The sequence below is a fragment of the Pseudomonas sp. NBRC 111140 genome, from assembly GCF_001320885.1.
Taxonomy (GTDB): Bacteria; Pseudomonadota; Gammaproteobacteria; order Pseudomonadales; family Pseudomonadaceae; genus Aquipseudomonas; species Aquipseudomonas putida_P.
This window is the reverse complement of record NZ_BCBQ01000020.1, coordinates 42,528-54,651: the sequence shown is the minus strand read 5'-3', so window position 1 is coordinate 54,651 and position 12,124 is coordinate 42,528. Positions and strand designations below refer to the sequence as shown.

Annotated in this window: 15 protein-coding genes and 1 tRNA gene; 7 read left to right on the top strand and 9 right to left on the bottom strand. The window is 61.2% G+C overall.

Annotated elements, in window-relative coordinates; all coding sequences use genetic code 11:
- Window positions 1-6 precede the first annotated feature (6 nt).
- The 4 genes from APH42_RS09155 to cysG are packed head-to-tail and all read left to right on the top strand — an operon-like array spanning window position 7 to window position 4,406.
- The gene (locus tag APH42_RS09155) at window positions 7-1,332 is read left to right on the top strand and encodes a replication-associated recombination protein A (protein ID WP_012273211.1); all 1,326 of its coding nucleotides are present in this window, start codon (window positions 7-9) and stop codon (window positions 1,330-1,332) included.
- A complete protein-coding gene (crcB, locus tag APH42_RS09150; protein WP_012273210.1) occupies window positions 1,329-1,703 on the top strand; it encodes a fluoride efflux transporter CrcB in 375 nt (124 codons plus the stop codon). Before APH42_RS09155 ends, crcB begins: the two co-directional genes overlap by 4 nt.
- Before the next feature lie 30 nt (window positions 1,704-1,733).
- Entirely contained in the window at window positions 1,734-3,014 is a 1,281-nt protein-coding gene (gene serS / locus APH42_RS09145) for a serine--tRNA ligase (RefSeq protein ID WP_012273209.1), read from the top strand.
- Window positions 3,015-4,406 (top strand): siroheme synthase CysG, encoded by a 1,392-nt coding sequence (cysG, locus tag APH42_RS09140; RefSeq protein WP_012273208.1) that lies wholly within the window; start codon window positions 3,015-3,017, stop codon window positions 4,404-4,406.
- A gap of 33 nt (window positions 4,407-4,439) precedes the next feature.
- Here the strand turns inward: cysG and APH42_RS09135 are convergent, their stop codons facing one another.
- The 8 genes from APH42_RS09135 to APH42_RS09100 form a co-directional block, all read right to left on the bottom strand.
- Entirely contained in the window at window positions 4,440-5,399 is a 960-nt protein-coding gene (locus tag APH42_RS09135) for a glutathione S-transferase family protein (RefSeq protein ID WP_060493185.1), read from the bottom strand.
- Window positions 5,400-5,495: 96 nt separating this feature from the next.
- Window positions 5,496-6,497, bottom strand: a complete 1,002-nt coding sequence (locus APH42_RS09130) for a glycosyl transferase family protein (protein WP_060493184.1) — start codon at window positions 6,495-6,497, stop codon at window positions 5,496-5,498.
- Window positions 6,494-6,829 (bottom strand): TusE/DsrC/DsvC family sulfur relay protein, encoded by a 336-nt coding sequence (locus tag APH42_RS09125; RefSeq protein ID WP_012273205.1) that lies wholly within the window; start codon window positions 6,827-6,829, stop codon window positions 6,494-6,496. The genes APH42_RS09130 and APH42_RS09125 overlap by 4 nt, the downstream gene beginning before the upstream one ends.
- Window positions 6,826-7,122 carry a sulfurtransferase complex subunit TusB gene (gene tusB / locus APH42_RS09120; protein ID WP_012273204.1) on the bottom strand — a complete coding sequence of 99 codons (297 nt, stop codon included), beginning with the start codon at window positions 7,120-7,122 and terminating at the stop codon, window positions 6,826-6,828. Before tusB ends, APH42_RS09125 begins: the two co-directional genes overlap by 4 nt.
- The gene (gene tusC, locus APH42_RS09115; RefSeq protein WP_060493183.1) at window positions 7,122-7,481 is read right to left on the bottom strand and encodes a sulfurtransferase complex subunit TusC; all 360 of its coding nucleotides are present in this window, start codon (window positions 7,479-7,481) and stop codon (window positions 7,122-7,124) included. Before tusC ends, tusB begins: the two co-directional genes overlap by 1 nt.
- A 1-nt stretch (window position 7,482) precedes the next feature.
- Window positions 7,483-7,875, bottom strand: a complete 393-nt coding sequence (gene tusD, locus APH42_RS09110; RefSeq protein ID WP_060493182.1) for a sulfurtransferase complex subunit TusD — start codon at window positions 7,873-7,875, stop codon at window positions 7,483-7,485.
- A gap of 176 nt (window positions 7,876-8,051) precedes the next feature.
- Window positions 8,052-9,431 carry a nucleobase:cation symporter-2 family protein gene (locus APH42_RS09105; RefSeq protein ID WP_012273201.1) on the bottom strand — a complete coding sequence of 460 codons (1,380 nt, stop codon included), beginning with the start codon at window positions 9,429-9,431 and terminating at the stop codon, window positions 8,052-8,054.
- Window positions 9,432-9,610: 179 nt separating this feature from the next.
- The gene (locus APH42_RS09100) at window positions 9,611-10,282 is read right to left on the bottom strand and encodes a Bax inhibitor-1/YccA family protein (RefSeq protein WP_003251184.1); all 672 of its coding nucleotides are present in this window, start codon (window positions 10,280-10,282) and stop codon (window positions 9,611-9,613) included.
- Window positions 10,283-10,415: 133 nt separating this feature from the next.
- Between APH42_RS09100 and APH42_RS09095 the strand changes: the two genes are divergently transcribed.
- From APH42_RS09095 to APH42_RS29105, 3 genes are all read left to right on the top strand, one after another.
- A tRNA-Ser gene (locus APH42_RS09095) sits at window positions 10,416-10,503 on the top strand.
- Window positions 10,504-10,683: 180 nt separating this feature from the next.
- Window positions 10,684-10,899: an addiction module antitoxin gene (locus tag APH42_RS30430; protein WP_082421386.1), complete on the top strand. Its 216-nt coding sequence runs from the start codon at window positions 10,684-10,686 to the stop codon at window positions 10,897-10,899.
- Window positions 10,900-10,953: 54 nt separating this feature from the next.
- Window positions 10,954-11,226: a type II toxin-antitoxin system RelE/ParE family toxin gene (locus APH42_RS29105; RefSeq protein ID WP_082421385.1), complete on the top strand. Its 273-nt coding sequence runs from the start codon at window positions 10,954-10,956 to the stop codon at window positions 11,224-11,226.
- A 98-nt stretch (window positions 11,227-11,324) separates the two neighbouring features.
- Here the strand turns inward: APH42_RS29105 and APH42_RS09090 are convergent, their stop codons facing one another.
- Window positions 11,325-11,978, bottom strand: a complete 654-nt coding sequence (locus APH42_RS09090; RefSeq protein WP_060493181.1) for a hypothetical protein — start codon at window positions 11,976-11,978, stop codon at window positions 11,325-11,327.
- Window positions 11,979-12,124: the final 146 nt, after the last annotated feature.

Genomic DNA, 12,124 nt, shown 5'->3' with positions numbered 1-12,124 from the left:
CCCGTCATGGACCTGTTTCGAAGCGAACCCGTCGCTCAGCCCCTGGCCGCCCGCCTGCGCCCGTCCAACCTGGATGAATACGTTGGCCAGGAGCACCTGCTGGCGCGCGGTAAACCGCTGCGCGAGGCGCTGGAGCAGGGTGCGCTGCACTCGATGATTTTCTGGGGGCCGCCTGGGGTGGGCAAAACCACCCTGGCGCGGCTGCTCGCGCAGTTCTGCGATGCGCACTTCGAAACGGTGTCGGCGGTGCTGGCTGGGGTGAAAGAGATTCGCCAGGCGGTGGAGGTGGCCAAGCAGCAGGCTGGTCAATATGGCCGCCGCACCATCTTGTTCGTTGACGAAGTGCACCGTTTCAACAAGTCGCAGCAGGACGCCTTTCTACCCTATGTGGAAGACGGCACACTGCTGTTCATCGGCGCCACCACCGAAAACCCGTCGTTCGAGCTGAACAACGCGTTGTTGTCGCGGGCGCGGGTCTACGTGCTCAAGAGCCTGGACGAGGCGGCCCTGCGCAAGCTGGTCAACCGTGCGCTGACCGAAGAGCGTGGCCTGGGCAAGCGCAACCTGCGGGTGGGTGACGAAGCTTTCAAGATGCTGATGGCCGCCGCCGACGGTGATGGCCGGCGCATGCTCAATTTCCTCGAGAACGCTTCGGACCTGGCCGAAGATGGCAGCGAGATCGACGTCGAGATGCTGCAGAGCCTGCTGGGTGACAGCCGTCGCCGTTTCGACAAGGGCGGCGAGGCGTTCTACGACCAGATTTCCGCGTTGCACAAGTCGGTGCGCGGCTCCAACCCTGATGGCGCTTTGTATTGGTTCGCCCGCATGCTCGACGGCGGCTGCGACCCGCTGTACATCGCCCGCCGCGTGGTGCGTATGGCCAGCGAGGACATCGGTAATGCCGACCCGCGCGCGCTCAGCCTGTGCCTGGCAGCCTGGGACGTGCAGGAGCGCCTTGGCAGCCCCGAGGGTGAGCTGGCGGTGGCCCAGGCCATCACCTACCTGGCCTGTGCGCCCAAGAGCAACGCGGTGTACATGGGCTTCAAGACGGCGCTGCGAGAAGCCGCCGAACATGGGTCGCTGGAAGTGCCGCTGCACCTGCGCAATGCCCCGACCAAGCTGATGAAGCAACTGGGCTATGGTGACGAGTACCGCTACGCCCACGATGAACCCGACGCCTACGCCGCCGGTGAGGATTACTTCCCCGATGAGCTGGAGCCACGCCAGTACTACCAGCCAGTGCCCCGTGGCCTGGAACTGAAAATTGGCGAGAAACTGCGCCACTTGGCCGACCTAGACCGAAACAGCCCCCGTCAGCGGAGAAAACCATGATCGCACTCATTGCCGCGGTCAGCGCGGGCGGTGTTGCTGGCACTTTGTTGCGCTTCGCTACCGCCAATTGGGTCGCGGCCCACTGGCCACGGCACTTCTATGCCGGTACGCTGGCGGTCAACCTGGTTGGCTGCCTGCTGATCGGCCTGCTCTATGGCTTGTTCTTGCACAAGCCGCTGGCGCCGATCGAATTGCGCGCTGGCTTGATTGTCGGCTTCCTCGGTGGCCTGACAACCTTTTCCTCCTTCTCGCTCGATACCGTGCGCCTGATGGAAAGCGGGCAAGTGCCCCTTGCCTTGGGCTATACCAGTATCAGCGTGGTGGGTGGGCTGCTTGCAACCTGGGCTGGCCTGTCCCTGACCCGATTCTGAACCAACACTTACATATAACGAGAGAACGATATGCTCGATTCCAAACTGTTACGCGGCCAACTTCAGGAAGTGGCGGATCGCCTGGCCTCCCGTGGCTTCAGCCTGGATGTCGCGCGCATCGAATCACTGGAAGAACGCCGTAAGGCGGTGCAGACCCGCACCGAGCAACTGCAGGCCGAGCGTAACGCCCGCTCCAAGTCCATCGGTCAGGCCAAGGCCAAGGGCGAAGACATCGCGCCGCTGATGGCCGACGTCGAGCGCATGGCCAATGAACTGGCCGCCGGCAAGCTTGAGCTGGACGGCATCCAGGCCGAGCTGGACGGCATTCTGCTGACCATCCCCAACCTGCCGGACGCCAGCGTACCGGTCGGTGCCAGCGAAGACGACAACGTCGAAGTGCGCCGTTGGGGCACGCCGAAGGCGTTCGACTTCGAAATCAAGGACCACGTCGCCCTTGGTGAAGTCAGCGGTGGCCTGGACTTCGAAGCGGCTGCCAAGCTGTCCGGCGCCCGTTTCGCTGTGCTGCGTGGCCCGATCGCCCGCCTGCACCGCGCCCTGGCGCAATTCATGATCAACCTGCACACCGGCGAGCACGGCTACGAGGAACACTACACCCCTTACCTGGTGCAGGCTCCGGCCCTACAGGGCACCGGCCAGCTGCCCAAGTTCGAGGAAGACCTGTTCAAGATCACCCGCGAAGGCGAGGCTGACTTCTACCTGATCCCGACCGCCGAAGTGTCGCTGACCAACCTGGTAGCGGGTGAAATCCTCGACGCCAAGCAACTGCCGCTGAAACTGGTTGCCCACACCCCATGCTTCCGCAGCGAAGCCGGTGCTTCCGGCCGCGACACCCGCGGCATGATCCGCCAGCACCAGTTCGACAAGGTCGAGATGGTCCAGGTGGTAGAGCCGGCCAAATCGATGGAAGCCTTGGAAGGCCTGACTGCCAACGCTGAGCGCGTGCTGCAGTTGCTGGAGCTGCCGTACCGCGTGCTGGCCCTGTGCACCGGCGACATGGGCTTTGGTGCAGTGAAAACCTACGACCTGGAAGTGTGGGTGCCGAGCCAGGACAAGTACCGCGAAATCAGCTCGTGCTCCAACTGCGGCGACTTCCAGGCGCGCCGCATGCAGGCCCGCTGGCGTAACCCGGAAACCGGCAAGCCAGAACTGGTGCACACCCTCAACGGCTCTGGCCTGGCCGTAGGCCGTACTTTGGTTGCCGTATTGGAAAACTACCAGCAGGCCGACGGCTCGATCCTGGTGCCGGAAGTGCTGAAGCCGTACATGGGCGGCGTCGAGGTCATCCGCTAAATGAATTACCTGCCGCTGTTCCACAAGCTGCAGGGCGGCCGCGTGCTGGTCGTCGGCGGCGGTGAGATCGCCTTGCGCAAGGCGCGCCTGCTGGCCGATGCCGGCGGTGTGCTGCGCGTGGTGGCGCCGGACGTCGACGGCCAGTTGGCCGCGTTGGCCCGGGAAGGTGGCGGTGAGGTGCTGGTGCGTGGCTATCAGGCAGCCGACCTTGTCGGTTGCCGGCTGGTGATCGCGGCTACCGACGACCCTGGGCTCAATGCCCAGGTGTCGGCCGATGCGCAGGCCCTCAGCCTGCCGGTCAACGTGGTGGATGCGCCGGCCCTGTGCACGGTGATCTTCCCGGCGATCGTCGACCGCTCGCCGCTGGTGATTGCGGTTTCCAGCGGTGGTGATGCCCCAGTGCTGGCGCGCTTGATTCGCGCCAAGCTGGAGGCGTGGATCCCTTCGGCCTACGGCGAGCTGGCCGGGCTGGCGGCGCGTTTCCGGCACAAGGTCAAATCCTTGTACCCAGACGTCAACCAGCGCCGCGGCTTCTGGGAAACCGTGTTCCAGGGGCCGATCGCCGAGCGCCAGCTGGCCGGGCAGGGCGCTGAAGCCGAGCGCCTGTTGCAGGCGATGGTAGAAGGCGCGCCGGTGCAGCAGGGCGGTGAGGTGTACTTGGTAGGTGCTGGCCCGGGCGATCCGGACTTGCTGACCTTCCGAGCCTTGCGCCTGATGCAGCAGGCCGATGTGGTGCTGTACGACCGTCTGGTGGCGCCAGCTATTATCGAGATGTGCCGGCGGGATGCCGAGCGCATCTACGTGGGCAAGCGCCGCGCTGAGCATGCCGTGCCGCAGGATCAGATCAACCGCCTGCTGGTCGATCTGGCCCAGCAGGGCAAGCGGGTGCTGCGCCTGAAGGGTGGCGACCCGTTCATCTTCGGCCGGGGTGGCGAAGAGATCGAGGAGCTGGCCGAGCATGGTATCCCGTTCCAGGTGGTGCCGGGCATCACGGCGGCCAGTGGCTGTTCCGCATATGGCGGCATTCCGCTGACTCACCGCGACTATGCCCAGTCGGTGCGTTTCGTCACCGGGCACCTGAAGGATGGCACCAGCAACTTGCCATGGAATGACCTGGTGGCGCCAGCGCAGACCTTGGTGTTCTACATGGGGTTGGTGGGTTTGCCGACCATTTGCGCCGAGTTGATTCGCCATGGGCGAGCGGCCAGCACACCGGCTGCTTTGGTTCAGCAGGGGACGACGCGAAACCAGCGGGTGTTCACCGGTACCCTGGCAGACCTGCCGGGCCTGGTGGCCCAGCATGAAGTGCATGCGCCAACCCTGGTGATTGTCGGGGAAGTGGTGCAGTTGCGTGAAAAGCTGGCCTGGTTCGAAGGTTCGCAGAACAGCTGACAATGCTGGGGCTGCAAAGCAGCCCCGGCTTTCTCAAACCTGCCAAATCCCCTTGCCCGCCAACCGCTCCCGATCATGCGGCGCGCCAAAGTCCTGCAAAGGCCCTTTAGGCACTATCCCGTTCGGGTTGATGGTCTTGTGGCTCATGTAGTAGTGCTTCTGTATATGCTCCATATCCACAGTGGCCGCTACCCCTGGCCACTGGTACAGCTCGCGCAGCCAGTTCGACAGGTTGTGGTAGTCGCTCAGGCGCCGCAGGTTGCACTTGAAGTGCCCGTGGTACACCGCATCGAAGCGCACAAGCGTGGTGAACAGGCGTACATCGGCCTCAGTCAGGTACTCGCCCGCCAGGTAGCGATTGCGGCTTAGCAAGTCTTCCAGGTAATCCAGTTCGTTGAACACATCATCAAACGCCGCTTCGTAGGCGTCTTGCGTGGTGGCAAAGCCTGCCCGGTAAACGCCGTTGTTCACCGCCGGATAAATGCGCTCGTTCAGCGCCTCGATGACCGGTCGCAGTGGTTCGGGGTACAAATCCAGGGTGTTGCCAGTCAGCTCGTTGAACGCGCTGTTGAAGATACGGATGATCTCCGACGATTCGTTGTTGACGATGCGCTGCTCTTTCTTGTCCCACAGGACAGGCACGGTCACCCGGCCGGTGTAATGCGGGTCATCCTGGGTATAGCGCTGGTGCAGATACTGCAGGGCGCCAAGGTGGTCGCCGCTGGAGCCTTGCTGCTGGTCGAAGGTCCAGCCATGGTCTTGCATCAGCCAACTGACCACCGACACATCGATCAATGGCTCAAGGCCTTTGAGGGCGCGCAAGATCAGGGTGCGATGAGCCCATGGGCAGGCCAGCGAGACGTACAGGTGGTAACGGCCGGCTTCGGGGGCGGGGAGTTGATTGCGGCGTTGGGCGTTTTCGCGTTTGAACGTACCGTCCTTGCCGTTTTCATACCACTGGTCATGCCAGCGGCCGTCGATCAAAAGGCCCATGAGTGAGCTCCTCGGTACAAAGTGATTTGTCGTTGGAGCCCAGTCTAGGCCAAATCGTTCGAACAAATAGCGCAAAGATCGGGGTGATACGATCGGTTAAATCGATCGGTTTCGCGTGTTCCAATAGCCTTGAGCTGTCGCAAACGCTTGTTCGCGGTCCCGCCCTAAGCCCCGCAATGCCAGGGCCATGGTGGCGATGACGGCCTTCTCGCCATAGCTGTCTTCAATCTCGCCACGCCAGAACGCCAGCAACTGTTCGGCCTGCAGGCTGGGCGGTTTGACATGTCGGCGCTCGCTCAGCGCTGGCCACTCTTCGTCCCACGCTTCGCCCGCCGTGGTGCCGTAGAGGTGGCTGATGACATCAGGGTTGACCTCGATCTCGCCACCGTCGCCCTTGATCACCACGGCATGATCGCCCAGCAGCCGGCTAGCCTCGCGGTGCACGGCCTGATAGCCGGGATGGAAGATGCTTTGCAGGCCACAGCGCGCACCCAGCGGGTTGAGCACTCGGGCCAGCGAGTGGATCGGTGAGCGCAGGCCCAAGGTGTTGCGCAGGTCGATCATGCGCTGCAATTGCGGCGCCCAATCGTGCAGCGGGAAGAACGCCAACTGGTGCTGGTCCAGTGCGTTGTCGACTGCATCCCAATCGCGGCACAGCGGGATCTGCAACCGTTCGAGCAACTGTTCGCTGTACATGCGCCCGGCGGTGTGCGCGCCACCGCCGTGCATCAGGATGCGCACGCCATTGTTGGCCAGGCACTTGGCAGCCAACAGGTACCAGGGCAGGTGGCGCTTCTTGCCGGCGTAAGTGGGCCAGTCCAGGTCCACGGCGATGCGCGGCGCCTGCAGGTGGGTGCGCAGGGCCTCGGTGAAGCCGGCCAGTTCTTCGGCGCTTTCTTCCTTGTGCCGCAGCAGCATGAGGAAGGCGCCCAGCTGAGTGTCTTCGACCTTGCCTTCCAGCAGCAGGGTCATGGCAGCACGGGCTTCTTCGCGGGTCAGGCCGCGCGCACCGCGCTTGCCTTTGCCGAGAATGCGCACGAATTCGGCGAACGGGTGTTCGGCGGGAGTTTCCAGGGTGAGCGGACGAGGGTCGGTCATATGCAGTTGGTCGGCTTGGGCAGGCCCGCCAGCTTGGCGGCGAGTTTGGCGGGGGTGCCGTTGAACAGGCGGTTCAGGTGCGGGCTGTTGCCCTTGTCCGGGCCCAGTTTCAGCGCCGTGTACTTGATCAGCGGGCGCGTGGCCGGGGACAGCTGGAATTCCTGGTAGAACTGGCGCAACAGTTCGAGGATCTCCCAGTGGTCCGCCGTCAGCAGGATGCCTTCGCGTTCGGCCAAGGCCTCGGCAGCAGCGTGGGACCAGTCTTGCAGGTCGACCAGGAAGCCGTCCTTGTCCAGGGCGATCGCTTGATCGCCAACGGTGAGGGTACTCATAGCCAGCTATTGACCTTGTCGTAGTGAAGCGACAGTTCGACGAACCCGGCGTAGTCCACGGCTTTGGCCAGTTCGTTGTCGATGGCGCGGGCTTGCAGGTCTTCGTTCAGGGCGAACAGGCGTGTGGCTAGGCCGGCACCTTGCAGCTGGCGGTGCGGCTCGCTGCCGCAGCGCAGGGCATACACCGCATCGCCGCACAGTAGCAGCGCGTCGTCGGCTCCGAGCAGGCGCAGGCAGCTGGCCAGGCGCTCGTCGCCAAACGGGGAGTGGGCAATTACATGCAGGGTCGTCATCAAAGTGTTATCACCTGGTCGAAACGGGCGATCAGCGCGGACAAGGCCGCGTCATCGAGCACTTGCACCGGCAGTGCCAGGGTATCGGCTGCCAGGCCGCGGCGGGTGAGGCTGTGGTTGCAAGCGAACAGTTCCTCTACACCGAACATCGGCAGCGCTTGCAGGTTAGCGGCCAGGTTCTTCTGTTGCACCTCGGTGGGTTGCTGGCCGGGAGCGAGCTGGAACACGCCGTCGTCCAGAAACAGCATGCCCAGCGGCAGGTCGAATGCCCCGCCGGCCAGGGCGATGTCCAGTGCCTCACGGGCCGATGGGCCGTTCCACGGGGCCTGGCGGCTGATGATCAACATGGATTTAGCCATTTCAATCGCCTCCGAAGCAGACAAGGCGGTCAGCAACCTGCGCCGCTTCATGCAGTTGACCAAGCCCCGACAGTTCCCAAGGTTTGGGCAGGTTCACGGCCGGGCGCTGGTAACGGTTGGCTTCGGCTTCATCGAGCACGCCACGGCGCAGGGCAGCGGCGATGCACACCACGGCGTCCAACTGGTGGGTCTCGATAAAGGTACGCCACTGGCCAGCCACGTCCAGTTCGTCCTGGGGGGTGACCACGTTGGCCGAGGCACTGTGCACCCCGTCCTGATAGAAGAACAGCCGGGCAATCTCATGCCCGCCGGCCAGCACTGCCTCGGCATAGCGCAAGGCACGCCGCGAGGAGGGCGCATGGGCCGGGGAGAACACCGCGATAGCGAATTTCATGGATAACTCATGCAAAGGAATGCTGCCATGATAAAGCAAAAAAGCCCGCGCCCGCTTGTGCAAGCGGCGCGGGCTTCTATTGATTCCCCAGGCCTGTGCGATCCCTTGCAGGAGCGGCCTTGTGTCGCAATGGGCTGCATGGCAGCCCCCATGGCCCTAACAGGTAGACACCAGACTTACGCCTGTTCCTTGCTTTCCGGCAAGAACCAGTTCAGCACCAGGGCACAGATCCCCCCGGTGGCCACACCCGACTCCAGCACATTGCGAATCGCCGCCGGCATGTGCGCCAGGAACTCCGGCACCTGCGCCACACCCAGGCCCAGTGCCAACGACACGGCAATGATCAGCAGCGCGCGACGATCCAGCCGGGTGCTGGCCAGAATGTTGATGCCCGAAGCCGCAACCGCCCCGAACATCACCATGGCCGCGCCACCCAGCACCGGCTCTGGCACCGCCTGGATCACCCCGGCAACGCTGGGGAACAGCCCCAGCAGCACCAGCATCACGGCAATCCACATACCGATATGGCGGCTGGCAATCCCGGTCAGCTGAATTACCCCGTTGTTCTGGGCAAAGATCGAACTAGGGAAGGTGTTGAACAAGCCGGCCAGCAGCGAGTTGGCGCCGTTGACCAGTACACCGCCCTTGATCCGCTGCATCCATACCGGCCCTTCGACCGGCTGGCGCGACACCTTGCTGGTGGCGGTCACGTCACCAATGGCTTCCAGCGAAGTGACCAGGTAAATCACCAGCATCGGAATGAACAGCGCCCAGGAAAAGCTCAGGCCGAAGTGCAGCGGCGTCGGCACCTGGAACAGCGCGGCCTCGTGCATGCCGGTGAAGTCCAGGCGGCCCATGTAGCCGGCCAGCGCGTAGCCGACCGCCAGGGCGATGACGATGGCACAACTGCGCATCCACACCACGGGAATGCGGTTAAGGATCACGATAATCGCCAGCACCACGCCCGACAGCAGCAGGTTTTCGCCATTGGCGAAGGTGCCGTTGGCCATGGCACCAAAGCCGCCACCCATGCTTATCAGGCCTACCTTGATCAAGGTCAGGCCGATCATCAGCACGACGATGCCCGTCACCAGCGGGGTGATCAGGCGTTTGACGAAGGGCAGAATGCGCGACACCCCCATCTCGACGAACGAGCCCGCAATCACCACACCAAAAATGGCCGCCATCACCCCTTCAACGGGCGTGCCTTGCTTGACCATCAGCGCGCCGCCGGCAATCAGCGGGCCTACGAAATTGAAGCTGGTGCCCTGAACGATCAGCAGCCCGGCGCCAAATGGGCCGAAGCGTTTGCACTGGACGAAGGTGGCAATACCGGAGATCACCAGCGACATGGAAACGATCAGGTTGGTATCACGTGCCGAAACGCCCAGCGCCTGGCAGATCAGCAGGCCAGGGGTAACGATCGGCACAATGATCGCCAGCAGGTGCTGCAGGGCTGCCAGCAGGCCGATCAACAGCCGTGGCTTGTCCTCAAGGCCAAGCACCAGTTCATTGGCAGGCGCCGCTGCGCCTGGGCTGTGTTCGTGTGAGCTCATTGCTGAAAGCTGCCCCGGAAGAAAAAAGGAGCGCATTCTACGGGGTGACGGAAGATTACGGTAGAGAAAAGCACGATAGCGGCATGATCGGCGGGTATGCATCCAATAAGCTGACTTTTAAGTCAATTCACTGGGTGCAAAAAAGCCCGCCGAGGCGGGCTTTCTCTTACACCAGTCAATCAGTCATCACGACCCATGATGCCAAACAGCTGCAGCAGGCTGACGAACAGGTTGTAGATCGAAACATACAAGCTGATGGTCGCCATGATGTAGTTGCGCTCGCCACCATGAATGATCGCGCTGGTCTGGAACAGGATGCACACCGACGAGAACAGCACGAAACCAGCGCTGATCGCCAGCTGCAGGCCGCTGATCTGGAAGAAGAAGCTGGCCACGACAGCGCCCAGCAGAACAAAGAAGCCAGCAGTGATGAAGCCGCTGAGGAAGCTCATGTCCTTGCGGGTAATCAGCACATAGGCCGACAGACCACCAAATACCAGCGCAGTCATGGCGAATGCCGAGCTGACCACTTCAGCGCCACCGGCCATGCCCAGGTAACGGTTGAGGATTGGGCCGAGAATGAAGCCCATGAAGCCGGTGAGGGCGAAGGTGGACACCAGGCCCCAGGCGGAATCACGCAGTTTATTGGTAAGGAAGAACAGCCCGTAGAAGCCGATCAGCACCACGAACACGTTCGGGTAGCCGACACGCATCTGCTGGGCAACGAAAGCCATGACACCGCTGAAGGCGAGGGTAAGCGCCAGCAGGCTGTACGTGTTGCGCAGGACCTTGCTGATCTCCTGCTGCTCGACCTGCTGGCCGTGGTGTACGGCGTAATCCTGTTCGCGCATGGCGACACTCCTTGGTAAACCTGTGGTTTCGAACGTTCAGATGCTAGGAGTCTATCAGAGCTCCTGCAACCCGCGACACAGAGAGTTTGACAGCGTGTTTCATTACGGTATGATGGCGGCCGCAAAACGAGCTGGAAGCGTGGCCGAGTGGTTTAAGGCAACGGTCTTGAAAACCGTCGATGGGCAACTATCCTAGAGTTCGAATCTCTACGCTTCCGCCAAATTTCTCATTAAAGCCCCTGAAAACGGGGCTTTTTTGTGTGTGATGATTTTTCTACCCATGTTTGTACCCACTTGAAGAAAATGCCTGTGATGGCGGTTTTGTATAATTTATCGAGTCGAGTGCCTGGCGAGGCACGGCTGGAGGGTTATGATTTGGCAAATTTTGTCAAGCACGGACTCTGCCAGATGCTCTCAAGCCCTTTTTCGATGATCAGATCAGTCAGCGAGGCTACAGCACCGGTAGTGAATATTTGCGAGAGCTGATTCGCAAGGACCAGGATCGGCAGCATCTGCGAGGCTTGCTACTGGCTGGCGCTGAATCAGGCCCAATTGCTCCTGCGGATGGTGACTATTTCGAATCTCTACGCGCCAAGGTTGTTAAGACTCAAGGGTGAGGGCCAAGCCCGTCATTTCTTTGGGCTCTTGCCAACCAAGACGTAGAAGACGTTATCAGCTATTACCTTGGTGAGCAGGCGGAGCAGGTTGCACTCGGTTTTATCGATGCCCTGGAAAATGCCTATATCCACATCAGCCGCCACCCGGCCTCGGGCATGCCTCTGTACGTTAATGAGCTGAATTTATCAAGGTTGCTCTACTGGCCGCGGAGGCGCTATCCCTATCTGATGTTCTACGTTGAGCGCGTCGACCATGTCGATGAATGGCGTGTTTTACATGGGGTGAGGGACATTCCTGGATGGTTGGTTGAAAGCCTCTCTCATTAGCTGCAAGCAGGCGGTCATCTATAAAAGCCATCGCTGGGTTCAGCACAGCTTAATAGGCTATATCTACCCATTTGTGATCGGGTGGGCGGTGCAAAAGGTCAGATCAGCCTTTCACTAGTAAGCGCGTGCTTGGTTGCAATGATGCGAAGTTCTCTTTGAACGCCCTTCATCCTTTTCTCTACCTCGAGTCGCGCTTGCGTTTCATCACCTTCGAAAGGAGGTTGAGCTGCCTCCAAAGACAGTTCCCACATGACGACAAGCTCGACTTGGCGTTCCAGGTGCTTCATAGCCTCTTCCAGCTGGGCCTTGAGGAGGGACTTCGCTTGGTTGGCTATTTGTCGCTCGATTTGGGCAGTTTTCTTCAACTGCTCTTCCCGCGCCTGCTGCGTCTTGGTCATGGCGTACAGGCCATCGATGAGGGCAGCGACTATCGAGGTTTCCGGTTGATCGTGCTTGTTGGCCAGGTGGCGGAGCCTCGTCACGGTCTTGGTCGGGAGGGAGAAGGTGCATGCCTTCCTGCCGTTGATCGGCGAGCGGTATCTACGCTGTCGTAGAGCGTTCTTCAAGCGCTCGATCAGTTTTATTCCTTCCGTGGTCTGTTCGATATCCTTGATGATCTGTGTCGTCCTGGCGTAGCCCGGGTTGTCGAATCGACCCAGGAAGATGTCTCTGGGGGCGCGCTTGCGCAAATAGGCTTCCGCCCACTCCCACTCGTTTTGGCGCAGCCAATTCGTGTTGTCCTCAGTCACCATTCCACCCTCTGTCTGGATGTCTTCTTTGTAATCCTGTCATGGGCATCCTGCAATGGTTTTTGTCGCGTTACGGTAACGTTATGCGTTTGTCGTATATTTATTTATGTAATTTTTTACAGGGTGTATAAACTGTTCTTTATTTGTCG